This window comes from Pseudomonas sp. Pdm06 (assembly GCF_014851795.1).
Lineage (GTDB): Bacteria > Pseudomonadota > Gammaproteobacteria > Pseudomonadales > Pseudomonadaceae > Aquipseudomonas > Aquipseudomonas fluorescens_AA.
In genome coordinates this window covers 443,798-466,938 of the sequence record NZ_JACVAH010000003.1, presented here as the reverse complement: position 1 = coordinate 466,938, position 23,141 = coordinate 443,798, and the positions used below count along the sequence as shown (strand labels likewise).

Sequence of the window (23,141 nt, the reverse complement as noted above, 5' to 3'; positions counted from 1 at the left end):
GGTCAACCCTGCCCGTCAGAGAAATGCACAGACAGGCTGAGGTTTTGCGGATCGTTGATGGCGGCCATGTATTCGTCGACGGTGATTTCACCCACACAGGCCCGAGCTCCGGGTTCGGGCAGATACCCTTGGGCGATTTTCGCCGCCAAGGCAACGGCTGCACAGCTGGGAATTTCCGGCCCTTTGTCGTTCATGGCGGTGAGCTGCACGTTCAACGACAGCGGCTCGCCGTCGGCACCGATGCCATGGACATCGATGTACATTGCGCTTTTGCCATCGCCAAGTCGTTCGAACCAGAGCCCACACCGATGAAGCCTGGCCGCCCAAGGGAGATGGTCGCGCACCAGCCCCATCCTCATTGCCTGGGCCAGCAGGTAGTTGGCAATGCCGCCGAGCTTCAGGCCTGCGCCGGCCTTGAAGCTCAGGTTCAGGGCACCATAGCGGCTGGCGAAGATATCCATGTCCGGCACGTCGACATTAGCCAGTACCCGGGTGCCCATGTAGCGCATTCTGCGAAGCGTCAGATCCTGCCATCCCAGAACCTCATGCACCCGGCCATTCCTGAGTTGCTTGATCGGCTTACCCGCATAGGCGAGAACGCCTTCGACGGTGGACAAGCCCGGCATTTTGGCCGAAGAAGAAATACCATGCTCGATCGTGTCGATGCGTTTAAACCGATGCCGCTGCTGATCAATGAGGGCGGCCGAGAGCGTTGGCACTGAGCTGCAACCACTGAGGATCGCCACACCTGCCTGTTTTGCCCGGGTGTCGAGTGCGCTAATGCCGGTGACGAAGGCTCTGCTGTCCGACAGGTCGCAGTAATTCACGCCGGCGTCGATGCAGCTCTCGGCGACGGCATAGGATTGCCCTTGAAAGGGGCCGCCGGTATGAATGACCCATTGGATGTTCATCAAGCCAAGGACAGATTTGAAGCCTGGGCCCATGGCGTCGCCGCACCAGCTTTCACATGCCGTGCCCGATCGGGCGTTCAACTCATCGACTTTGCGCTGCAGTTTTTGGGCGTCGCGCCCCGAAATCACCAACTGTACGCCTGGCATCACCACCAGGTGCCTGGAAACGATACTGCCGAAATTTCCATACCCACCGACCACCATGACCCTGAGCGTCATTCCATCCGTCCCTAAATATTCGATGAAGCCCGCAACCTTGCCACAAGGACGAGGCGGTGGTGTAGCCCTTGTGGCAGGTCATTGAGTTCCCACACTTGCCCCCTGCTGATACTCCCGGGGCGTGCAGCCGAATTCGCGGCGAAACACCGTGTGCAGGTATTGCGCCGATTTGAAGCCGCAATTCTGGGCGATGTCGGCAATCGGTGCGTCGGTGTTTTCCAGCCCGTTGGCGGCGGCGGTCAGTTTGAAGCGCAGGATTTCATCGTGGACGCTGCAGCCCCGCTCCTTGCGAAAATGCGCTTCCAGCGATGAGCGCGATATCCCTACATAAGCCGCCACCTGGGCCGTCTTGATGCCCTGGCAGGCGTATTGGCGGATGAAGAGCAGTGCCTGCATGACATAAGGGTTGCCCAACGGTTGATGCAGGCTCGACACCTGCACATTGATCGCATCCGGTGGGATCAGAATCTGTGTGCCCGTGGACGGCATGCCGTGCAGCATTTGGTGGAGCAGGCGTGCGGCGGTCCGCCCCATGGTCTCGGTGCCCTGGATCACCGAGCTCAACGGCACCCGCGTCAGGCTGCGGGTCAGCGGGTCGTTGTCGATACCGATCAACGCCACTTGCTCCGGCACGGCGATCCCGGCGGTCAGGCAGGCTTGCAGCAGTTGCCGGGCGCGGGCGTCGCTGACGGCGATGATGCCGATGGGTTTGGGCAGGCTTTGCAACCAGGCGATCTGCTGTTCGACGGCGCTGTCCCAGAGCGGTGCGCTGGTGCCCATGCCGCGATAGACCTCGGCCTGCAGGCCGTCGCGCTGCACCAGCCGGCGAAAGGCTTTCTCCCGTTCCTGGGCCCAGCGATTGGCTTGTGCTTCAGGCAGGCTGAAACAGGCGAAGCGGGTCAGCCCGGCCTCGATCAGGTGCTCGTAGGCCAACCTCATCAACGCGTCATTGTCGGTGGCGACATAGGGGATGCCCTTCGGGTAGGCGCGTTCATCCTGATAGGAACCGCCCACCGCCACCACCGGCAGTTTGATCCCGGCCAGCGCCTCGCCGATCAGCGGGTCGTCGAAGTCGGCAATGATCCCGTCACCCTGCCAGCGCTCGATGCCTTTCAAGCGGCAGAGAAAATCCTCCTCGAGAAACAAGTCCCAGGACGCACGCGTGCTGCTCAAATAGTTGCCGATACCGCTGATGATGCCGCGGTCGTAGATTTTGCTGCCGTTGAACAACAGCGCGATGCGGTGAACGGGCGGGACGGTTTTCATTGGCTTAACCCTGTGCCGGTGGACACAGACTAGGCGCCCGGCCGACGAATCTCAATACTCAAAATCGAACTGCCCGTTGGTGATTTTCATAATCAGCAGCCACGGGGCCGGCGTTAGTATCGAGACACCGCCAAGAATAAAAAGGAAACCCGCACATGCCGTACTTCCCCGGTGTCGACAAGATTCGCTACGAGGGCCCCGCCAGCGATTCGCCGCTTGCCTTCCGTCACTACGACGCCAACAAACTGGTGCTCGGCAAACCCATGCGCGAACACCTGCGCATGGCGGTCTGCTATTGGCATACCTTCGTCTGGCCGGGGTCGGATGTGTTCGGTTCCGGCACGTTCAAGCGCCCGTGGCAGCACGCCGGGGATCCGATGGAAGTGGCCATTGGCAAGGCCGAAGCGGCCTTCGAGTTCTTTTCCAAGCTGGGCATCGACTACTACTGCTTCCACGACACCGATGTCGCCCCGGAGGGTAGCTCGCTCAAGGAGTACCGCAACCACTTCGCCCAGATGATCGACCACCTTGAACGCCATCAGGAGCAGACCGGGATCAAGCTGCTGTGGGGCACCGCCAACTGCTTCAGCAACCCGCGCTTTGCCGCAGGCGCCGCCAGCAACCCCGATCCCGAAGTGTTCGCCTGCGCAGCCGCCCAGGTGTTCAGCGCCATGAACGCCACCCAACGCCTCAAAGGCTCCAACTACGTATTGTGGGGCGGTCGCGAAGGCTACGAAACCCTCCTCAATACCGATTTGAAACACGAGCGCGAGCAACTGGGCCGGTTTATGCGCATGGTGGTCGAGCACAAGCACAAGATCGGCTTCAAAGGCGACCTGCTGATCGAACCCAAGCCCCAGGAGCCGACCAAGCACCAGTACGATTACGACAGTGCCACGGTGTTCGGCTTCCTGCAGCAGTTCGGCCTGGAAAACGAGATCAAGGTCAACATCGAAGCCAACCACGCCACCCTCGCCGGGCACAGCTTCCAGCACGAGATCGCCACAGCCGTCTCCCTGGGGATCTTCGGCAGCATCGACGCCAACCGCGGCGACCCGCAAAACGGCTGGGACACTGACCAGTTCCCCAACAGCGTCGAAGAAATGACCCTGGCCACCTACGAAATCCTCAAGGCTGGCGGGTTCGGCAATGGTGGGTTCAACTTCGATTCCAAGGTCCGGCGCCAGAGCGTGGACGATATCGACCTGTTCCACGGCCATGTCGCCGCCATGGACGTCCTCGCCCTCGCCCTGGAGCGCGCGGCAGCCATGGTACAGAACGATCAGTTGCAACAGTTCAAGGACCAGCGCTACGCAGGCTGGCACAAACCGTTTGGCAAGGCAGTGCTGGCCGGCGACTTCAGTCTTGAATCGTTGGCCGAGCACGCCTTTACCAACGAGCTGAATCCCCAGGCTGTCAGCGGTCGCCAGGAAATGCTCGAGAACGTGGTCAATCGGTTTATCTACCCCTGACAACGGCGCCGTTCGGGGCACGGGGGTTGTTACATTCTCGCGACAAATCTGTGCCCACGGCGTCCTGCAACGCTCTACAGTTCTACCCGGTATCACGCTCATCGTCAGGCAGTGTCTTTCAAACAACAATAAAAGGACGCACTACATGAAAACATTCAAACGTACCCTGCTCGCCGGCGCCCTCGCCCTGCTCTCGCTTCCGGTCATGGCCGATGCGGCCCATCCGAAAATCGGTTTCTCCATCGATGACCTGCGCCTGGAGCGCTGGTCGCGGGACCGTGACTACTTCGTCGCGGCGGCGGAAAAACTCGACGCCAAGGTCTTCGTCCAGTCTGCCGATGCCAACGAGCAGAAGCAGATCTCGCAGATCGAAAACCTGATCTCCCGTGGCGTCGATGTGATCGTCATCGTGCCGTTCAACGCCACCGTGCTGACCAACGCAGTCGCCGAAGCCAAGAAGGCCGGGATCAAGGTCGTGTCCTACGATCGACTGATCCTCAATGCCGATATCGATGCCTACATTTCCTTCGATAACGAAAAGGTCGGCGAGATGCAGGCCAGTGGCGTGCTGAAAGCCGCGCCCAAGGGCAATTACTTCCTGCTCGGTGGCGCGCCCACGGACAACAACGCCAAGGTCCTGCGCGAAGGCCAGATGAAAGTGCTGCAACCGGCCATCGACAAGGGTGACATCAAGATTGTCGGCCAACAGTGGGTGAAGGAATGGAACCCCACCGAAGCCTTGAGCATCGTGGAGAACGCCCTGACCCGGAACAACAACAAGATCGATGGCATCGTCGCCTCCAACGACGCCACCGCCGGCGGCGCCATCCAGGCCCTGGCCGCACAGAAAATGGCCGGCAAGGTGCCGATCTCGGGCCAGGACGCCGACCTCGCGGCGGTCAAGCGCGTGATCGATGGCACCCAGACCATGACCGTCTACAAGCCACTGAAACTGATTGCCTCCGAAGCCGCCAAGCTCTCGGTGCAACTGGCGCGTAACGAGAAACCGACCTTCAGCTCGCAATACGACAATGGCAGCAAGAAAGTCGACACCATCCTGCTCACCCCCACGCCGTTGACCAAGGACAACATCGACCTGCTGGAAAAGGACGGGTTCTATACCAAGGCGCAGATCGCCGGGCAGTGACCTGGGTGCAAATCCTGGGTTAAGCAAAGTCCCTGTGGGAGCGAGCTTGCTCGCGATGGCGGCAGCCCATCCAATATGGGGGCAAGCTGAAACACCGCTATCGCGAGCAAGCTCGCTCCCACAGGGGGCTGATTGACTTCAGGGTTCCTGCGTGTGTGTGAGCCCATTCTCATGAGTCCTGCCATGTCCGACTACCTGCTGCAAATGAACGGCATCGTCAAAACCTTTGGTGGTGTCAAAGCCCTGAACGGCATCGATATCAAGGTCAGGCCCGGGGAATGCGTCGGCCTGTGCGGTGAGAACGGCGCGGGCAAATCCACGCTGATGAAAGTGTTGTCGGCGGTCTATCCCTACGGCACCTGGGAAGGCGAGATCATTTGGGACGGCCAGCCGCTCAAGGCGCAGTCCATCAGCGAAACCGAAGCCGCCGGGATCGTCATCATTCACCAGGAACTGACCCTCGTCCCCGACCTGTCGGTGGCGGAAAACATCTTCATGGGCCACGAGCTGACGCTGCCCGGCGGACGCATGAACTACCCGGCGATGATCCACCGTGCCGAGGCCCTGATGCGTGATCTCAAGGTTCCGGACATGAACGTGTCGCTGCCGGTTTCCCAGTACGGCGGTGGCTACCAGCAATTGGTGGAGATCGCCAAGGCACTGAACAAGCAGGCACGGCTGCTGATTCTCGACGAGCCCTCCTCGGCCCTGACCCGCTCGGAAATCGAGGTGCTGCTGGACATCATCCGCGACCTCAAGGCCAAGGGCGTTGCCTGCGTGTACATCTCCCACAAGCTCGATGAAGTGGCCGCCGTGTGCGACACCATTTCGGTGATCCGCGACGGCAAACACATCGCCACCACCGCCATGACCGACATGGACATTCCGAAGATCATCACCCAGATGGTCGGACGGGAAATGAGCAACCTTTACCCTACCGAACCCCATGACATCGGCGAGGTGATTTTCGAGGCGCGCCACGTCACCTGCTACGACGTCGACAACCCCAGGCGCAAACGGGTCGACGATATTTCCTTCGTCCTCAAGCGCGGGGAAATCCTTGGCATCGCCGGACTGGTCGGCGCCGGGCGTACGGAACTGGTCTCGGCGCTGTTCGGCGCCTACCCCGGCCGCTACGAAGGCGAAGTCTGGCTCAACGGCCAGCAAATCGACACGCGCACGCCGCTCAAGTCGATCCGCGCCGGCCTGTGCATGGTCCCCGAAGACCGCAAGCGCCAAGGCATCATCCCGGACCTGGGGGTGGGCCAGAACATCACCCTGGCGGTGCTGGACAACTACTCGAAACTGACCCGCATCGACGCCGAAGCCGAACTGGGCAGCATCGACAAGGAAATCGCGCGCATGCACCTCAAGACCGCGAGTCCGTTCCTGCCGATCACCAGCCTCTCCGGCGGCAACCAGCAAAAAGCCGTGTTGGCGAAAATGCTCCTGACCAAGCCCCGCGTGCTGATTCTCGACGAACCGACCCGCGGTGTGGACGTCGGCGCCAAGTATGAGATCTACAAGTTGATGGGCGCCCTGGCGGCCGAAGGCGTGTCGATCATCATGGTGTCCTCGGAGCTGGCCGAGGTGCTGGGGGTCTCCGACCGCGTCCTGGTGATTGGCGACGGCCAGTTGCGCGGCGACTTCATCAACCACGAACTCACCCAGGAACAGGTGCTCGCCGCCGCGCTCAGCCATCCCGATGGCCATAACAATAATGATCGGAAGTCCGCGTAGATGAATCAGGTCAAACAGCTGTTTTCCCGCTACAAAATGCTCGCGCTGGTGATCGCCGTGGCGCTGATCTGGCTGTTCTTCAGTTGGCAGACCGAGGGTGGGTTCGTGACCCCGCGCAACCTCTCCAACCTGCTGCGGCAGATGTCCATCACCGGGATTCTCGCCTGTGGCATGGTGCTGGTGATCATCAGCGGTGAGATCGACCTGTCGGTGGGCTCGCTGCTTGGGCTGCTGGGGGGCCTGGCGGCGATCCTCGATGTGGTTTATCACATCCCGCTGCTGGCGAACCTGAGCCTGGTGGCCTTGTGCGGTCTGGTGATCGGCTTGGGCAACGGCTACATGACCGCCTACCTGCGTATTCCATCGTTCATTGTCGGGCTGGGGGGCATGCTCGCGTTTCGCGGCGTCCTGCTGGGGGTGACCGGCGGCACCACCATTGCCCCGGTGTCACCGGAACTGGTCTACATCGGCCAAGGTTATTTGCCGCACACGGTCGGGACCGGGCTAGGCATCCTGCTGTTCGCCCTGACCTTGTTCCTGACTTGGAAACAGCGGCGCAACCGCGCCCTCCATGGCCTGGCGGCTCACTCCCTGGTGCGTGACGTGTTGCGCGTGGTGGTGATCGGCGCGGTGCTGGCCGGGTTCGTCTATACCCTCAACAGCTACGACGGCATCCCGGTACCGGTGCTGCTCCTGCTGATCCTGCTGGGCGTGTTCAGCTACGTCACCAGCCAGACCGTGTTCGGCCGACGGGTCTACTCGGTGGGCAGCAACATGGAAGCCACGCGCCTGTCCGGCATCAACGTGCAAGCGGTGAAGCTATGGATCTTCGGCATCATGGGCGTGATGTGCGCCCTCGCCGGCGTGGTCAACACCGCACGCCTGGCCGCCGGCTCACCCTCGGCCGGCAACATGGGCGAACTCGACGCCATCGCCGCCTGCTTCATCGGCGGCACCTCCATGCGCGGCGGTTCCGGCACGGTCTACGGCGCCCTCCTCGGCGCGCTGGTGATCACCAGCCTGGACAACGGCATGTCGATGCTCGATGTCGACAGTTACTGGCAGATGATCGTCAAAGGCAGCATCCTGGTGCTGGCGGTGTGGGTGGATGTGAGTACGCGGACGGGGCGGCGTTGATAATCAGGAGGCAAGCATGATCATCGAACCGTTCGCCATCGATATCCCTGAAAGTGCCCTTGAAGACCTTCGGCACCGCCTGTTGAACACAAGGCTGCCTGAGCCCTTGGCCGACGACCAAGGCTGGAGCGAAGGCATGGACCTGGATGTGCTTCGGGCGCTTCTCGCACATTGGTCGACCGCGCTCGATTGGCGCGCTCAGGAAGCAGCGTTGAATCGCTTGCCGCAATTTGTCGCCGACATCGGTGGGCAAAGGGTGCACTTCATTCATCAACGTGGCGTCGGGCCGAGTCCGAGACCGTTGGTCCTTACCCACGGCTGGCCCGGCTCGTTCATCGAAATGCAGCGCATCATCCCGCTGCTGACGGACCCGGCCCGCCATGGCGGTGATCCCGCGGACGCCTTCGATGTGGTGGTGCCGTCGCTGCCCGGCTACACCTTTTCCGCACCGTTCCAGCAATCCGGCATGGGGCCCTCTGAAGTGGCGGGCTTGTGGAGTGAGTTGATGAGCGGGCTGGGTTATGAACGGTTCGGCGCCCAGGGCGGGGACATTGGCGCGGGCGTTTCGATGTGGTTGGGCGTGCGTTATCCCGAGCGGGTGACAGGCATTCACCTCAACTATATTCCGGGTTCCTATCGCCCTCCCCTGGGCGAAAACGAGCCAGCGCTGACCGAGGCAGAAACGGCCTTCCTGCAACGCGCGGCGGCATTTGCCGATGCCGAAGGCGCCTACGGGCACATTCAGCGAACCAAACCCCAGAGCCTGGCGGTGGGCCTGAATGACTCGCCTGCAGGTCTATTGGCGTGGATGGGGGAAAAGCTCCTGTCCTGGTGTGATGACAGCCCCGCTATTGACCGAGAATGGTTGCTGACCAACGTGACGCTGTACTGGCTGACGCACTGTATCGGCTCGTCGTTTCGCCAATACGTGGAGGGCAGCAAGCGGCCGTTGCAGTTCAACAGCGGCGAACGTTTGAAGCCGCCGGTTGGAGTGGCGCTGTTTCCTAGGGAACTGCCCATGCCACCAAGGAGCTGGGTGGAGCGTTGCTGCGAGGTGAAGCGCTGGACCGAGATGCCTCGGGGTGGTCATTTTGCTGCGTTGGAACAGCCGGCGTTGTTGGCGGAGGATATCAGGGCGTTTTTCCGGGACTGTCGCTAGAAAAGTCCGAAAAAACTCACCGCAAGCCTCCTGTGGGAGCAAGGCTTGCCCGCGATGAAGATGACGCGGTCTTCCGGGGAAACGAGGCGCCTGCATCGCGAGCAAGCTTTGCTCCCACAGAAATCCGCGCACATCAGTGCTAGCGGCAAGAGGCGGTCCGAAAATCTCGTAGGAATTTACACCCTGTGGCGAGGGAGCTTGCTCCCGCTGGGGCGCGAAGCGGCCCCAAAACAGGCGCCTCTTTTCTCCAGGTACTGCGCAGGCGCCGGTTTTGCGACTGCTGCGCAGCCGAGCGGGAGCAAGCTCCCTCGCCACGGGGGGCGGGGCGTCCTACAGGCCGGTTGTGGGTGCTGAGTCAGCGAACTCCATGCCTGTGCCAGCGAACGCCTGCACGCCACGCTCGACTACCTGACCTTGGTGGCGTGCAGCAGCCTGCGTGATTCGGCAACGAACGACATCAACACCATCACCAATGTCGCTCGGATCCTGGTGCAGGATGTGGCGGATGTGTTCGGCGTGATCGAGCGGCGCGGGCTCGAAGGCTGAGCCATTGTGGGAGCGAGCTTGCTCGCGATGGCGGTGGCACAGTCAATATCTTTGCAGGCTGACATACCGCTTCGCGAGCAAGCTCGCTCCCACAGGGGAATGGCGTTAGCCCGAGAATTTCTCAGGCGTTTACCTCCCGTGGCGAGGGAGCTTGCTCCCGCTGGGTTGCGTAGCGACCCCAAGCTGATTGAATGGGATCGATCTGATGCACCGAGGTGCCGGGTTTTAGGGCTGCTGCGCAGCCCAGCGGGAGCAAGCTCCCTCGCCACAGGTGTTAACCGCCCCCACCCAAACAGGGCTTATCTAGCCCAGTTGTCGGCGCACGGCCAGTTCCACGCCGCGGATTTCCGCCAGGCCCTTGAGGCGGCCGATCAGTGAGTAGCCGGGATTGCTCTTGCGGTGCTGATCGTCAAGCAGTTGATGCCCATGGTCTGGACGCAGCGGCAAGCGCGGGCCGCCTTCGCGTTCACGTCGACGTTCTTCAGCCACCAAGGCGCCGATGACCCCGACCATGTCGACGTCGCCGTCCAGGTGATGGGCTTCATGGAAGCTGCGAGGGTCGGTTTCCCGGCGGGTTGAACGCAGGTGAGTGAAGTAGATGAACGGCGCAAAGTGCTTGGCCATCGCCACCAAATCGTTGTCTTCGCGCACGCCATAGGAACCGGTGCAGAACGTCAGGCCATTGGCCGGGCTTGGCGCGGCATCCAGCAGCCATTGGGCGTCTTCGGCGGTGGACAGGATACGTGGCAAGCCGAGCAGTGCCCGGGGCGGGTCGTCCGGGTGGATTGCCATGCGCACACCCACCGCCTCGGCAACCGGGATCACCGCACGCAGGAAGTACCCCAGGTGTTCGCGCAACTTGGCCTCGTCGATGTCGGCGTAGGTGCGCAGCAAGTCACGGAAGTTGTCCAGGCTGTAGTGTTCCTCGGCGCCGGGCAAGCCAGCAATCAGGGTATTGACCAGGGTTTCGCGCCGGGCCGGCGTCAGTTGTTCGAAGTAGGCCTTGGCCTGCTGGATGTCCTCGGCGCTGTATTCGGCCTGCGCTCCCGGGCGCTGGAGGATGAACAGGTCGAAGGCGGCGAACGCGGTTTGATCGAAACGCAAGGCCCAGCCGCCATCCGCCAGTTCGAAAGACAAATCGGTTCGGGTCCAGTCCAGCACCGGCATGAAGTTGTAGCAGACGATATCGATGCCGCAGCTCGCCAGGTTGCGCACACTTTGCTGGTAGTTGGCGATGTACTCGTCGCGCCGCCCGCAGCCGCGCTTGATGTCTTCGTGCACCGGAATGCTCTCCACCACCGACCAGCTCAGGCCGGCCGCTTCGATCAGCTGTTTGCGCGCCGCGATGGCGTCTACCGGCCATACTTCGCCATTGGGAATCTCGTGCAGCGCGGTGACGATGCCGGTCGCACCGGTCTGGCGGATGTCCGCCAGGGAGATCGGGTCTTTGGGGCCAAACCAACGCCATGTCTGTTCCATGTTCTTCTCCTTGTGATCAGTTGGGTGCGGTAAACGTGGGTAAAAAGCTGCCGATGCCATCGCGGACCAGGGCGTCATAGGCGCCTTGCACTGCATCGCGAAACGCCGCGCGAGCCGACAACTCAGCCGGGAAGACTTCATCCAGATCAAGAAAAGCATCCACCAATGACGGGCCTTCGAATCGCCCCGCAAGATCGGCAAAGGTGGCGTTCAAAGGATCGTCAATCACCTGAGCCGAACCGCCGGGCAACGACTGCGTGCAGTAGCGAATCCAGGCCGCGATGCCCAATGCGGTACAGGCGATGCCACCTCCCTGGTCGAGTAACTGCTGCGCACCCAGCAACCAGCGTTGCGGCAGTTTCTGCGAACCGTCCATGGCGATCTGGCGCAGCCGATGTTGCAGGCTGTCATTGGCAAACCGCGCCTTTAGATCGTGGGCATAGACCGAAAGATCGATACCCGCTGGCATGTCCAGCGTGGGCGCCGCCTCGTCGGCCATGTAGCGTCCGATCAGGTGCAGCAGGTTCGCGTCACTGACGGCCTCGAACACCGTTTCGTGACCGACCAGCAGCCCCACATAGGCCAGCAACGAATGGCTGCCATTGAGCATGCGCAACTTCATCGTTTCGAACGGGCCCACGTCGTCCACCATCTGCACCCCCTCCACTTCCCAGTCCGGGCGGCCAAGGGGAAAGTGATCCTCGATCACCCACTGGCTGAAACTTTCACAGACCACTGCCGCCGGGTCGTGACAGTCCAGTTGCTCCAGCCGGCGGAAGGACTCGCCGTCCATCGCAGGCACAATGCGGTCGACCATGCAGCTGGGAAACGCCACCTGTTGCTCGACCCACTGTGCCAGCGCCTCATCCTGCAACGCCGCCAGCGCGCTGACTGCCTGGCGGGTGCGCTGGCCGTTGTCGGGCATGTTGTCACAGCACAACACAGTGAAGGCCGGGACACCCGCGGCGCGGCGCCGGCGCAGGGCTTCCAGGACAATACCGGGGGCTGAGCGCGGCTTGTGTGGCTGAGCGATGTCATGGGCAATGCTCGGATCTTCGCGGCGCAGCTGCCCGGACGAAGGGCTCAGGCAGTAGCCCTTTTCGGTGACGGTCAGCGTGACGATCCGCGTCTGCGGCGCCGCCATGCGTTGCAGCAACTGCTCCAGTTCATGGCCGCCCTCGCCCACATACAAAGCCTGGCGCAGCACCCCGATCTCGCGCAGCGTCACTTGCTCACGGTCGCGGTATTCGGCCACATGGTAGCGACCGTCCTGCTCGCGCAATTGCTCGACCAGAGTGTGATTGGAACGCAGGTTGGCGCTGCACACGCCCCAGTCGCTTTCACCGTGGCGATTGAGATGGCGTTGCAGGTAGACCGCCTGGTGCGCGCGATGGAACGCGCCCAGGCCCAGGTGCACGATACCGATCTGCGCTGCAGTGCCGGTGCAAGGTACACGTTTCACAACAGGCATCGACTCACTCCTTCTGTTCAGGAACGGCCCAGGGCCGAAACCGGCTGCGGGCTTTGTGCCGCCGCGTTGCCGGTATCCGCCACCGACAGCGGTTTAACGTAGCGCGCCACGCACACGGCACCGATCACGGTCAACAGCCCCGCCAGCAGGAAAGCACTGGTGAACGAACCGGTGAACTGCACCAAAAAGCCCGTCAGGGTCGGGCCGACAATGCCCGAGGTGTTCGCCAGAAAGTGCATGAAACCACTGACGCCGCCCACCCGCGCCGCCGGAACGGTGTCCTGGATGATCGCCCAATAGATGGCACCGGTGAGGTAAAGGAAGAACACCGCCAAGGCGACGAGAATCACCGCTGGATACAAGGTAGTCACCATCCCGGCACAGGCGATGCAGGCAGCGCAGGCCAGCAGGCACGTCACCAGCACCACTTTACGGGAGAACATCATCCGCCCGGTTTTCTTGAACACGAAGTCGGAGATGAAGCCGCCAAGGGCCAGGCCGAGGAATCCCAGGACCCAGGGAATGACCGTGGCGATGCTCATGTCCTTGACGTTCAAGCCGTGGGCCATGGTCAGGTAGCTGGGGAACCAGGTCAGGAAGAAGAACAAGGTGTAGTTATAGGAAAAGAACGCCAGGGAGGTGAACAGCACCGTCGGCTGCTTGAGGTAGAACCGCAAAGGGAACACCGGTTGTGCCGCCAGCTCGCCCTGCCCCTCGGCTCGGAGAATATCCTCGGCGCCCTCGCCTTCGGGCCGTTCCTTGACGAACTTGAACCACACCGCCGCCCAGACCAGGCCGATCAGCATGATGATAATGAACGAGATCTTCCAGCCGTAGGTGACGGCGATAAAGCCCACCACCGGACCGGAAATCGCCCCACCCAGCGGCGTGCCGGACATTGATGCGCCAAGCGCCCGCGCCCTGCGCTTGGGGGTGTACCAGTTGTTCACCATCTTGCTGGTGGTGACGCTCAGCGGTCCTTCGCCCATGCCGAACAGGATCCGGATGAGCACCAGTGAAGCGAAGCCCACTGTCAGCACCGTGAGGCCGCTGAACAATGACCACAAGACCATGGCCAGCAGCAAGGTGGTCTTGGCGCCGTAACGGTCGGCGGCCCAGCCACCGATGAAGTTGAAGGCCGCATAGCCGACGAAAAAACTGCTGAAGATCATGCCCATCTCACCCGTACTCAGACCGTAGTCCTTCTGGATGAAAGGTGCCGCAACAGACAATGCCGACCGGTCGAGGTAATTGATGACCCCAGCCAGGAACAGCATGATGATGATTAAGCTACGTCCTTGACCAAACATGGTGGAACCTCCCGCTTGTTGTGTTTATTCGGTGAGGGTGCCCATGACAGGCACGGTGAAACCGGTGGTACCGACGGCTCAGTGATGGGCGTTCGTCAGCTCCACCAGCACTTTTCGGGTTTGCTCGGGGTGCTTTTCGATCAGGTCGATGGCGCCGGGCATTTCGTCGAAGGTGACGCGATGACTGATCAGGTCCTGGACTTGCAACTTGCCGCTGGCGATCAATTCGATCACCTGGGGGAACTTGCGGTTGTTGAGCCGCGATCCCACCAGGGTCAGTTCCTTCTTGATCATTTCCAGCTGCACCAGATCACTGGGCGTGGCATTGAAGCCCAACAACCCGATACGCCCGGCCGGCGAGGCCAGGCGCACCATCTGCGGCATCAGTGCCGGAATGCAGGCTGCATCGACAATCAACGGCACGCCCTCGCCTTGAGTCAGCTCACGCATGACGGCTTCGACATCGACTTGCTGGCCGTTGAGGGTCCGGCTGGCACCCAGCGCCCGGGCCGTCTCCAGGCGGCTGTCGATGACATCGGTGACGGTAATGTCGGTCAATCCCAACGCCCGGGCCATTTGCACCAGGGTCAGGCCGATTACCCCGGCGCCATAGATCAACACGCTGTCGCCAGGGTGCGGCTGCATGCGATCGAGCACGTTCAGGGCAATGGAATAAGGCTCGACCAGAGCGCCGTGGCTGAGGGACATCGCGTCGGGCAGGCGGTGGGCGTTTTCGGCCGGTACGCAGACCTGCTCGCTGAAGCCACCGTCGCGGTGCACACCGATCACTTGCAGCCGCGTGCAGACATTGGGCCGGCCAATGCGGCAGGGATAACAGGTGCCGCAACTGATCACCGGATCGATGCACACCCGGTCGCCCACCTGCAGGTGCTCGACGCCTTCACCGACTTGCCGGATCACCCCGGAAAACTCATGGCCGGTGACACGGGGGAACCGCACGAATGCGTTCTGCCCATGAATGATGTGCATGTCCGAGCCACAGATGCCGGCATACGCCACATCGACCTGGACCTCGCCGTGGGCGACCTGGGGTTGGTCGACCTGGGCCAGCCCGAACTCGAAGGGTGCTCTTACCTGGAACGCTTTCATCAGTCACTCCTGACGGGGCACTCGCCCCGTTTCCTCAAAGGGTTGAAACTGCTTCACCAATGCCAGAGCGTGCCGTCTTCAAGACGGTTGACCGGCAGGCTGGCGCGCTTGTAGGGGTATTGGCGGGCAAGGTCTTCATCGATGTCGACGCCATGCCCCGGGGTTTCGCCCGGCGTGAAGTGGCCGTCCTCGAAGCGATAGGCATGGGGGAAGACTTCATCGATGCGGTCTTCGTGAGGCATGTGTTCCTGGATGCCGAAGTTGGGCACCCACGTATCGAAATGCAGGGCCGCGCCCATGCACACCGGCGACAGGTCGGTGGCGCCGTGAAAGCCCGTGCGCACCTGGAACAGCGCGGCGAAATCGGCAATGCGCCGCACATGGGTAATGCCGCCGGCATGCACCAGCGTCGTGCGGATGTAGTCGATCAACTGTTCCTGGATCAACTCGCGGCAGTCATGGATGGAGTTGAACACCTCGCCCACGGCCAACGGCGTGGTGGTGTGCTGACGAATCAGGCGGAAGCTCTGCTGGTTTTCCGCCGGTGTGCAGTCTTCCAGCCAGAACAGGTTGTACGGTTCCACGGCCTTGCCCAGGCGCCCGGCTTCGATGGGCGTCAGGCGATGGTGCACGTCGTGGAGGATATGCAGGTCATCACCAAAGCGTTCGCGCACGGCGGCGAACAGCTTGGGGACGTAGTTGAGGTATTTGGCGGTGTCCCAGACGTGTTCGGCGGGCAGGTCGCTGTCGGCCGGTTCATAACGCTCGCCGCTGCGCTTGGCGACACCGTAGGTGGTGGCAATGCCGGGCACGCCGCATTGCACACGCACGGCTTTATAGCCCAGCTCGACGTGACGGGCGACTTCGTCCAGGCACCCTTCGATGTCCTTGCCGGTGGCATGCCCATAGACCATCACCCGCTCGCGGCTCTTGCCGCCAAGTAATTGGTACAAGGGCATGTTCGCGGCCTTGGCCTTGATGTCCCACAACGCCACGTCGACGGCGGCGATGGCCGTCATGGTCACCGGGCCCCGGCGCCAGTACGCGCCGCGATACAGGTACTGCCAGATGTCCTCGATGCGGTGGGCATCGCGGCCGATCAGCGCGGGCAGGACGTGTTCCTCCAGGTAGGCGACGACCGCCAGTTCGCGGCCATTCAAGGTTGCATCGCCAATGCCGTAGAGGCCTTCATCGGTGACGATTTTCAACGTGACCAGGTTGCGACCCGGGCAGGTGACGATGACGCGCGCTTCAACGATTTTCATAAAATCAGACCTGTGCAACAGAAGGAAGTGAGGACGTGCCCATGTTCGGCATGGCCGCCTGGGGAATCAGCGCGCCCCGGTATTGGACGACCTGGGCCGCCAGGCGATGCCCCCAGCGGGCGGCCTGCTCTGGATCGCCACCGCGCAGGCGACAGGCCAGGTAGGCGGCGCTGAACGAATCACCGGCAGCAGTGGTGTCGACGACATGGGAAACGGTTTGCGCGGGCACCTCGAAACGCCCTGTCGGGCACTGGATCAAGCAGCTGGCGGCGCCACGCTTGAGGGCGACTTCGCGTACTCCCACCTGGGCGTAGGCACTGAACAAGGCTTCCGGGTCGCGATAGCTGAACAGGGCCGCGTCATCTTCCCAGGTGACCAGGGCCAGGTCGGTCAGGTGCAACAGGTCGCGGTAGGCCTGCCGGGCCGATTCAGGATCGGGCCAGAGGTGGGGGCGGTAGTTGTTGTCGAAGACGATGCGCGTGCCCGCTCGACGCGCCCTGGGCAGGGCCTGGATCAAGCGTTGGCGCCCTTCCGGTGTGAGGATCGCCAGGCTGATGCCGCTCAGGTAGACGTAGTCGTAATCGGCCAGTGCATCGAGCATGGCGTCGGCCTCGGGGCCCTCGAACATGCGCCGCGCCGCCGCTTCCCCGCGCCAGTAGAGGAAACGCCGCTCGCCGTGTGGATCGGTCTGGATGAAATACAACCCCGGCAGCGCGTCTGCGATCACGCGGACATGAGCATCACCGATCCCCTCGTCCAGCCAGGACCGGCGCATGGCGACGCTGAACGCATCGCTACCCACGGCCGTCATGTAGTCCACGGCCACTGCGCCATGGGGATTCAATCGGGCCAGGTAGACCGCGGTGTTGAGCGTATCGCCACCGAAGGTCTGCGTGATCGCGGTACCCGGCTCACCGCGCATCTCGATCATGCACTCCCCCACCAGCGCCACTTTCAGCGGGCGGGCGAAGCGGGCCTGCGGGCCATGGTCAAGCGTTAAATCCATAATCAACGCGCCTTTCTTGTTTTTAAAACGGCGTTTCATTTTTATCTCAAGGCCCGAGTCTAGTCAGATTTCCGGCCTCGTCAAGCAAAAATGAAACAGCGTTTTGTTCTGCTTGCGTATATCCTTGGGTTTTACTTTCACGTTGGAGCCTTCATGGACAACAGCGTCATTCCCAACAACGATCTGGTGTCGGCGGTGGGCCGGACCATGGCCGTGCTCGAGGCACTGGCCGAACATCCGGAAGAAAGCGGCGTGTCGGAAATCGCCACCAAACTGGACATGTCCAAGGCCACGGTCTATCGCTTCCTGCAGTCGCTCAAGGCCCGTGGGTATGTGGTGCAGGATGCCGAGGATCGCTATCGCCTCAGCGTCCGGCTGTTCGAACTGGGCGCCCAGGCCCTGCCCCACCTGGACATCGTCCGGGAAGCGGAGCCCGGGATGCGCAGGATCAACGAGCTGACCGGCGAGACCGTCCACCTGGGGATTCTCGACGAAGGCAGCATCGTCTACGTGCACAAGATCGACTCCAAGTACAACCTGCGCATGTACTCGCGGATCGGTCGACGGGCGCCGTTGTACTGCACCGGCATCGGCAAGGTGCTGATGGCCTGGCTCGAAGAAGACGAGTTGCTCGCCCACCTGGCACAGGAAAGCTTCGAGCGTCGCACGGCCAATACCCTGACCAGCGCCGAGGCGTATCTGCAGGAACTGGAGACCGTTCGCCAGCAAGGCTATGCCGAGGACCATGAAGAGTTCGAAGACAACATGCGTTGCCTGGCGGCACCGATCCGCGACCGTTTTGGCCATGTGATCGGCGGGATGAGTGTTTCATTCCCGTGCTTTCGCTTCAGGGAAGAATTGAAGCAGGACTACGTCAAGCAACTGATGCAAGCCACCCAACAGATCTCAAGCCAGTTGGGCTGGCATACACGCTAATCGCAAAAGCCGTGGGCAAAACTGTGGGAGCGAGCTGGCTCGCGATGACGGCGGCACATCCAACACCTGTCCAGGCTGATCCTCCGCTATCGCGAGCAAGCTCGCTCCCACAGGTCTCGACCGGCTGGTGTCAGAACCAGGTTTCCATCTGGAGGCCATACTGCCAGGTGCCACCGGCGTTGAAGTCCGTCTTGCCGAAGGCGTCTGTGGAGCTGTACCTGTCCAGGTCCGACGACCAATTCATGACGCTGGCGAACAGACGCAGCTCAGGGCGCGTAAGCAGATCGCCCAAGTCGGGCTTGAAGGTCGGGGCCACCGTGAACTTCCAGAAGTTACCGTCGACCGCATTGCGTTGCAGGTAGCCCTTGGGGTCGAGCTGCATGGTTTGCCAACTCATCTCGTAGGCCATCTCGAAATTGCTGTTGATTTCGTTGGCCAAGCGCACGTTCAGGGTCATCCAACGGTAGTCGTCGCCCTTGACGTAGCGATCCTTGCTTCGCTCGGCCAGCAGGCTCGGGCCGATGCGCCAGTCGGAGGCCAGGGGCGTTTCGCCGTACAGCGCCACACGCAGAGCCCGGGCATCGTCGATCAATTCGCCATCGGCGCCGACGTTCTTGACCTCAGCCCCCAACCCCTGCCCATAAAGCAGCGCTGTCTTGAAGAAGCCTTCGCGACCGAAAAAGGTTTTCTGGTGATTGGCGACCATGCTGTGCAAACCGGAATCGGCCGGCGCCAGTCCCGCTTCATTGGTGCGAGTGCCGAAGTCGTTTTTCTTCGAGCCTATGGCGTTGAACATCCACTGCCACTGCCCGCCGTCGAAAAACTGGTTGGACGTCAGGATGTAGCTTTCCACATCGGCATTGACCCCGCCCTCACTGAAATCCCCGTAGTTACGCCCGATCAACGAATAGTTCGAGCGCCAGTCCTTGGTCATCTGCACGTCGTAGATGCCACCCCCGGTGCCGGCCAGATAGACCACGTCGGAATCCAGCCAGTGGATGTCGAAATTGTCCCTGTCGAAGCGCTTGCCAGCCCACAAGGTGGAATGTTCGAACATCGAGTTGCCCTTGAATGCCGCGAGGTGATCGAGTTCGGTGAACACCTGGCGCACGTTCAGATTGCTTTCCTCGGCAGTCCAGTCGTTGGAGCTCTCTACGCCATCGGCGATGGACACCGTGAACTTGGAGCGGGTGCCGTTCTGCGCGTACAGCTCTTTCGACAGGTCGATGCGCATGTAGGTGTCGTCCTCGTTGCCGAGTCGCCCCACGGCGCCGCCGACAGAACCGGCCGGGGTGGTGTACGGACCGCCGCGTCCGCCACCCAACCCATCATTGATCAGCAACCCGGAGCGGGCGTAGCCCTTGAAGCTGAAGCCATCAGTGAGGTGAGCGCTACCGCCCTGCTTTTCCGTGCTTTGCTGGCGGGCTTCGAGTTTTGCCAGGCGGGCATCGAGCGTGGGTGTCGCAACGGCGGGCACGGTCGGTTGCGCGGCGGGGGTGGCGAGTTTGATTTGCTGCAGTTCCCTGGCGAGTGCCTGGGTTTGTTGTTCGGCGGCGGCTGCACGCTTTTCCGCTGCGCTGGCACGGGCTTCGAACGCCGCCATACGCTCTTCCAGAGTCGCGGCCTGAGAGGTGGCCGCCGAGGCGCCGAGCACGCTTGCGAGTAGCCAGCTTGATGCTTTCTGCATGTGGGTTTTCCCTGTTTTGTTTTTATTGTTCTGTTGCCGCGACCAGCCTTTTCCGCCCAGGTTCTGAATTGTCAAAGCAGAGGAAAAAAAGGATGCCTCATCGCAAATACGCTGCTACATTTGGCGATGTTAACGTTAACTTTTCTAAAAACAAAAATAAAGAGGGCTTTATGAAACAGCTCAAATCGCTCCTTCCAGCGGCGCTGCTCGGCCTTTGCGTCGGGTTTCCAGCCCTGTCGACTGCCGCCAACCTGACGATTTCCTGTGGTGCCGTGGGTGCCGAATTGCAACTGTGCAAAGAGGCTGTCGAGGCGTGGTCGAAGCAGACCGGCAACAGTGTCGAAGTGGTTTCCACACCTAACTCGGCGACCGAGCGGTTGTCGTTCTACCAACAGATCCTCAGCGCGCAATCCAGCGACATCGACATCATCCAGATCGACATGGTGTGGCCGGGAATGTTGGCCAAACACTTGCTGGACTTGCGCCAGGTGCTTGCGGCCGACGCCACCCAGGGGTATTTCCAGGCCCAGGTGGATAACGCCACGGTGAACGGGCGCCTGGTGACCATGCCGTGGTTCACCGATTCGGGGTTGCTGTATTACCGCAAGGACTTGCTCGAGAAATACAACAAGCCCGTGCCCCAGACCTGGGAAGAAATGACGACCACCGCCAGGACTGTCCAGCAGGCGGAGCGCGCTGCCGGGAACGCCAATGCCTGGGGTTATATATTCCAGGGACGCGCCTACGAAGGCCTGACATGCAATGCCCTGGAGTGGATCAGCAGCCAACCGCAAGGCGGGCTGGTCAACGCCCAGGGCGATATCGTGGTCAACAGCCAGGCTTCACGGGCGGCGTTGACCCTGGCCAAAAGCTGGGTCGGAGACATCGCCCCCCGTGGCGTGCTCAATTACACCGAGGAAGAAGGACGCGGTGTCTTCCAGTCGGGCAATGCGCTGTTCATGCGTAACTGGCCCTATGTCTGGGCCCTGGTGCAAAGCCAGGACAGCGCCGTCAAAGACAAGGTCGGCGTCGCGCCCCTGCCACGCGGCGGCGCGATGGGCACTCATGCGTCCACCCTCGGCGGCTGGGGCCTGGCGGTGTCGCGCTACAGCGCCAACCCCAAGCTTGCCGCGGAACTGGTGAGCTACTTGAGCAGCGCCCAACAACAGAAACATCGGGCCCTGGTCGGCGCCTACAACCCGGTGATCGAATCGCTCTACCAGGATCCCGAGTTGCTCGCGGCCATGCCTTACTACAGCCAACTGCACAGCATTCTCAACGATGGGGTCATGCGCCCCGCCTCGATCACTGCCGACCGCTATCCACGGGTCTCCAATGCCTTCTTCGATCAAGTGCACGGCGTGCTGGCGGGCGAGCGACCGGTGGATCAGGCCCTGGCCGAGCTGGAAAGCGAACTCACGCGGATCAAACGCCGGAACTGGTAAGCCACAAGGAAGGAAATCACCATGTCTGTCTCCACCACACTCGTCCCCGACGACGAGTACCTGCCCGCCCGGGAAACGCCGGTACAACGCCGTCGCGTTCGCGCCGCCTGGCTGTTCCTGACCCCGATGCTGCTGTGTCTGGCGCTGGTGGCGGCCTGGCCGCTGTTGCGTACATTCTGGTTCAGCCTGACCGACGCCAGCCTCGCCGATACGGGGGATGCAACCTTTGTCGGCTTGAGCAATTATCTGTTCCACAGCAGTGCCGGTTGGTCAGGCCTGCTCGTCGATCCACAGTGGTGGAATGCGGTGCGCAACACCTTGCATTTCACCGTAGTGTCGGTGGGGCTGGAAATCGTCCTGGGGCTGCTGGTGGCGTTGCTGCTCAACGTCCGGTTCAGCGGACGCGCCCTGGTGCGGGCGTTGATCCTGATTCCCTGGGCGATCCCGACCATCGTCTCGGCGAAAATCTGGTCATGGATGCTCAACGACCAGTTCGGCATCATCAATCACCTGATGCTCGGCCTCGGTCTGATCGACGCGCCCCTGGCCTGGACCGCCGACGCGGACCTGTCGATGTGGGCGGTGATCATCGTCGACGTCTGGAAGACCGTGCCTTTCGTCACCCTGCTGATGCTGGCAGCCTTGCAGATGCTGCCCAGCGATTGCTACGAAGCCGCCAGGGTCGATGGCATTCACCCAGTGAAAGTGTTCTGGCGGGTCACCCTGCCGCTGCTGATGCCGGCCTTGCTGGTGGCGGCGATCTTCCGGATCCTCGATTCCCTGCGGGTCTTCGACGTGATCTATGTGTTGACCTCGAACTCGTCGAGCACCATGAGCATGTCGGTCTATGCCCGCCAGCACTTGGTGGAATTCCAGGACGTGGGTTATGGCAGCGCCGCCTCGACCTTGCTGTTCCTGGTCGTCGCGGTGATCGCCATGGTTTATCTGTACCTCGGACGCCGTCAGCTGGAGGTCCGCTCATGAGCCCGCGCCTACTGAAAAAAGCCCTGTTGCGCCTCGGGTTCTGGTGCCTGATCGCAATCTTGCTGGTGTATGCGGTCTTCCCTTTCTACTACGCCATCGTAACGTCGCTGAAACCGTCCAGCGCCTTGTTCCAGGTGAGCTACTGGATCGACCAGCCCGACTTCTCCAACTACGCCGCCGTGCTCAACCAGGCCTCGTTCCTGCGGGCTATCGGCAACTCGCTGGTGGTTGCGCTGTGCGTGGTCGCGCTGGCGCTGTTCCTCAGCCTGACCGCCGCCTATGCCTTGGGCCGGGTGAAATTTCGCGGGCGCGGTCCGGTGTTAATGATGGTCCTGGGCGTCTCGATGTTTCCCCAAGTCACGGTGCTGTCGGGGCTGTTCGAGGTGATCCGTGCCCTGGGCCTCTACAACACCTCCTGGGCGTTGATCCTGAGCTACACGATTTTCACCCTGCCCTTCACCGTCTGGGTGCTGACCACCTTCATGGGGCAACTGCCTCATGAGCTGGAAGAGGCCGCCATCATGGACGGTGCGTCACCTTGGGTCACGCTGACCCGCGTGCTGTTGCCGCTGCTCTGGCCGGCACTGGTCACCACCGGCCTTCTGGCCTTCATCGCCGCATGGAATGAGTTCCTCTTTGCCCTGACCTTCACCTTGACCGACTCGCAACGCACGGTCCCAGTCGCCATCGCGCTGATTTCCGGCGGCAGTCCCCATGAGCTGCCTTGGGGCCTGTTGATGGCGGCGTCGGTGCTGGTCACGGTGCCCTTGGTGATTCTGGTGCTGATCTTCCAGCGCCGCATTGTTTCCGGCCTCACTGCCGGTGCGTTAAAGGGTTGAGGCCCAACACAG

18 protein-coding genes and 1 pseudogene are annotated in these 23,141 nt (G+C 61.8%); 10 read left to right on the top strand and 9 right to left on the bottom strand.

Going from position 1 to position 23,141, the window contains the following annotated elements; genetic code table 11:
- Positions 1-2 precede the first annotated feature (2 nt).
- The gene (locus IB266_RS07615) at positions 3-1,130 is read right to left on the bottom strand and encodes a saccharopine dehydrogenase NADP-binding domain-containing protein (RefSeq protein WP_192260775.1); all 1,128 of its coding nucleotides are present in this window, start codon (positions 1,128-1,130) and stop codon (positions 3-5) included.
- A gap of 78 nt (positions 1,131-1,208) precedes the next feature.
- Positions 1,209-2,396 (bottom strand): XylR family transcriptional regulator, encoded by a 1,188-nt coding sequence (locus tag IB266_RS07610; protein ID WP_192260774.1) that lies wholly within the window; start codon positions 2,394-2,396, stop codon positions 1,209-1,211.
- A 155-nt stretch (positions 2,397-2,551) separates the two neighbouring features.
- Between IB266_RS07610 and xylA the strand changes: the two genes are divergently transcribed.
- From xylA to IB266_RS07580, 6 genes and pseudogenes are all read left to right on the top strand, one after another.
- A complete protein-coding gene (xylA, locus tag IB266_RS07605; protein WP_192260773.1) occupies positions 2,552-3,868 on the top strand; it encodes a xylose isomerase in 1,317 nt (438 codons plus the stop codon).
- A 145-nt stretch (positions 3,869-4,013) separates the two neighbouring features.
- Positions 4,014-5,015, top strand: coding sequence for a D-xylose ABC transporter substrate-binding protein (gene xylF / locus IB266_RS07600; RefSeq protein WP_025213958.1), 1,002 nt, complete (start codon positions 4,014-4,016; stop codon positions 5,013-5,015).
- 183 nt (positions 5,016-5,198) lie between these two features.
- Positions 5,199-6,755 (top strand): D-xylose ABC transporter ATP-binding protein, encoded by a 1,557-nt coding sequence (gene xylG, locus IB266_RS07595; RefSeq protein WP_192260772.1) that lies wholly within the window; start codon positions 5,199-5,201, stop codon positions 6,753-6,755.
- A complete protein-coding gene (locus IB266_RS07590) occupies positions 6,756-7,892 on the top strand; it encodes a sugar ABC transporter permease (RefSeq protein WP_192260771.1) in 1,137 nt (378 codons plus the stop codon).
- A gap of 16 nt (positions 7,893-7,908) precedes the next feature.
- Positions 7,909-9,051 (top strand): epoxide hydrolase family protein, encoded by a 1,143-nt coding sequence (locus IB266_RS07585; protein WP_192260770.1) that lies wholly within the window; start codon positions 7,909-7,911, stop codon positions 9,049-9,051.
- Positions 9,052-9,411: 360 nt separating this feature from the next.
- A pseudogene (locus IB266_RS07580) lies at positions 9,412-9,597 on the top strand (fructose-bisphosphate aldolase); the annotation flags it as partial.
- 303 nt (positions 9,598-9,900) lie between these two features.
- On the opposite strand, the gene uxuA reads toward IB266_RS07580, so the two are convergent.
- The 6 genes from uxuA to IB266_RS07550 all read right to left on the bottom strand — a co-directional run bounded on the left by uxuA (position 9,901) and on the right by IB266_RS07550 (position 17,238).
- Entirely contained in the window at positions 9,901-11,076 is a 1,176-nt protein-coding gene (gene uxuA / locus IB266_RS07575) for a mannonate dehydratase (protein ID WP_060742690.1), read from the bottom strand.
- A 16-nt stretch (positions 11,077-11,092) separates the two neighbouring features.
- On the bottom strand, positions 11,093-12,547 hold the full coding sequence (locus IB266_RS07570; protein ID WP_192260769.1) for a mannitol dehydrogenase family protein: 1,455 nt from the start codon (positions 12,545-12,547) through the stop codon (positions 11,093-11,095).
- 17 nt (positions 12,548-12,564) lie between these two features.
- Entirely contained in the window at positions 12,565-13,857 is a 1,293-nt protein-coding gene (locus IB266_RS07565) for an MFS transporter (RefSeq protein WP_192260768.1), read from the bottom strand.
- Positions 13,858-13,935: 78 nt separating this feature from the next.
- Positions 13,936-14,967 carry a Zn-dependent oxidoreductase gene (locus tag IB266_RS07560; protein WP_192260767.1) on the bottom strand — a complete coding sequence of 344 codons (1,032 nt, stop codon included), beginning with the start codon at positions 14,965-14,967 and terminating at the stop codon, positions 13,936-13,938.
- Positions 14,968-15,020: 53 nt separating this feature from the next.
- Positions 15,021-16,232 (bottom strand): D-mannonate dehydratase ManD, encoded by a 1,212-nt coding sequence (manD, locus tag IB266_RS07555; protein WP_060742694.1) that lies wholly within the window; start codon positions 16,230-16,232, stop codon positions 15,021-15,023.
- Between the two features lie 4 nt (positions 16,233-16,236).
- Positions 16,237-17,238, bottom strand: a complete 1,002-nt coding sequence (locus tag IB266_RS07550; protein WP_192260766.1) for a sugar kinase — start codon at positions 17,236-17,238, stop codon at positions 16,237-16,239.
- Positions 17,239-17,391: 153 nt separating this feature from the next.
- On the opposite strand from IB266_RS07550, the gene kdgR reads away from it, so the two are divergent.
- Positions 17,392-18,174, top strand: a complete 783-nt coding sequence (gene kdgR / locus IB266_RS07545; RefSeq protein WP_060742695.1) for a DNA-binding transcriptional regulator KdgR — start codon at positions 17,392-17,394, stop codon at positions 18,172-18,174.
- Between the two features lie 130 nt (positions 18,175-18,304).
- Here the strand turns inward: kdgR and IB266_RS07540 are convergent, their stop codons facing one another.
- On the bottom strand, positions 18,305-19,861 hold the full coding sequence (locus tag IB266_RS07540; protein WP_192260765.1) for a carbohydrate porin: 1,557 nt from the start codon (positions 19,859-19,861) through the stop codon (positions 18,305-18,307).
- A gap of 170 nt (positions 19,862-20,031) precedes the next feature.
- Here IB266_RS07540 and IB266_RS07535 point away from each other — a divergent pair, with 170 nt between their 5' ends.
- Genes IB266_RS07535 through IB266_RS07525 form a run of 3 tightly spaced genes read left to right on the top strand, consistent with a single transcriptional unit; the run spans position 20,032 to position 23,129 of the window.
- The gene (locus IB266_RS07535) at positions 20,032-21,306 is read left to right on the top strand and encodes an ABC transporter substrate-binding protein (protein WP_192260764.1); all 1,275 of its coding nucleotides are present in this window, start codon (positions 20,032-20,034) and stop codon (positions 21,304-21,306) included.
- Positions 21,307-21,327: 21 nt separating this feature from the next.
- Positions 21,328-22,290, top strand: a complete 963-nt coding sequence (locus tag IB266_RS07530; RefSeq protein WP_060742698.1) for a carbohydrate ABC transporter permease — start codon at positions 21,328-21,330, stop codon at positions 22,288-22,290.
- On the top strand, positions 22,287-23,129 hold the full coding sequence (locus tag IB266_RS07525) for a carbohydrate ABC transporter permease (protein WP_192260763.1): 843 nt from the start codon (positions 22,287-22,289) through the stop codon (positions 23,127-23,129). The genes IB266_RS07530 and IB266_RS07525 overlap by 4 nt, the downstream gene beginning before the upstream one ends.
- Positions 23,130-23,141: the final 12 nt, after the last annotated feature.

Bases quoted from the DNA above. Each gene is read 5' to 3' on its own strand.
- IB266_RS07615 (WP_192260775.1), bottom strand. From the start codon at position 1,130: ATGACGCTCAGGGTCATGGTGGTCGGTGGGTATGGAAATTTCGGCAGT.
- IB266_RS07610 (WP_192260774.1), bottom strand. From the start codon at position 2,396: ATGAAAACCGTCCCGCCCGTTCACCGCATCGCGCTGTTGTTCAACGGC.
- xylA (WP_192260773.1), top strand. From the start codon at position 2,552: ATGCCGTACTTCCCCGGTGTCGACAAGATTCGCTACGAGGGCCCCGCC.
- xylF (WP_025213958.1), top strand. From the start codon at position 4,014: ATGAAAACATTCAAACGTACCCTGCTCGCCGGCGCCCTCGCCCTGCTC.
- xylG (WP_192260772.1), top strand. From the start codon at position 5,199: ATGTCCGACTACCTGCTGCAAATGAACGGCATCGTCAAAACCTTTGGT.
- IB266_RS07590 (WP_192260771.1), top strand. From the start codon at position 6,756: ATGAATCAGGTCAAACAGCTGTTTTCCCGCTACAAAATGCTCGCGCTG.
- IB266_RS07585 (WP_192260770.1), top strand. From the start codon at position 7,909: ATGATCATCGAACCGTTCGCCATCGATATCCCTGAAAGTGCCCTTGAA.
- uxuA (WP_060742690.1), bottom strand. From the start codon at position 11,076: ATGGAACAGACATGGCGTTGGTTTGGCCCCAAAGACCCGATCTCCCTG.
- IB266_RS07570 (WP_192260769.1), bottom strand. From the start codon at position 12,547: ATGCCTGTTGTGAAACGTGTACCTTGCACCGGCACTGCAGCGCAGATC.
- IB266_RS07565 (WP_192260768.1), bottom strand. From the start codon at position 13,857: ATGTTTGGTCAAGGACGTAGCTTAATCATCATCATGCTGTTCCTGGCT.
- IB266_RS07560 (WP_192260767.1), bottom strand. From the start codon at position 14,967: ATGAAAGCGTTCCAGGTAAGAGCACCCTTCGAGTTCGGGCTGGCCCAG.
- manD (WP_060742694.1), bottom strand. From the start codon at position 16,232: ATGAAAATCGTTGAAGCGCGCGTCATCGTCACCTGCCCGGGTCGCAAC.
- IB266_RS07550 (WP_192260766.1), bottom strand. From the start codon at position 17,238: ATGGATTTAACGCTTGACCATGGCCCGCAGGCCCGCTTCGCCCGCCCG.
- kdgR (WP_060742695.1), top strand. From the start codon at position 17,392: ATGGACAACAGCGTCATTCCCAACAACGATCTGGTGTCGGCGGTGGGC.
- IB266_RS07540 (WP_192260765.1), bottom strand. From the start codon at position 19,861: ATGCAGAAAGCATCAAGCTGGCTACTCGCAAGCGTGCTCGGCGCCTCG.
- IB266_RS07535 (WP_192260764.1), top strand. From the start codon at position 20,032: ATGAAACAGCTCAAATCGCTCCTTCCAGCGGCGCTGCTCGGCCTTTGC.
- IB266_RS07530 (WP_060742698.1), top strand. From the start codon at position 21,328: ATGTCTGTCTCCACCACACTCGTCCCCGACGACGAGTACCTGCCCGCC.
- IB266_RS07525 (WP_192260763.1), top strand. From the start codon at position 22,287: ATGAGCCCGCGCCTACTGAAAAAAGCCCTGTTGCGCCTCGGGTTCTGG.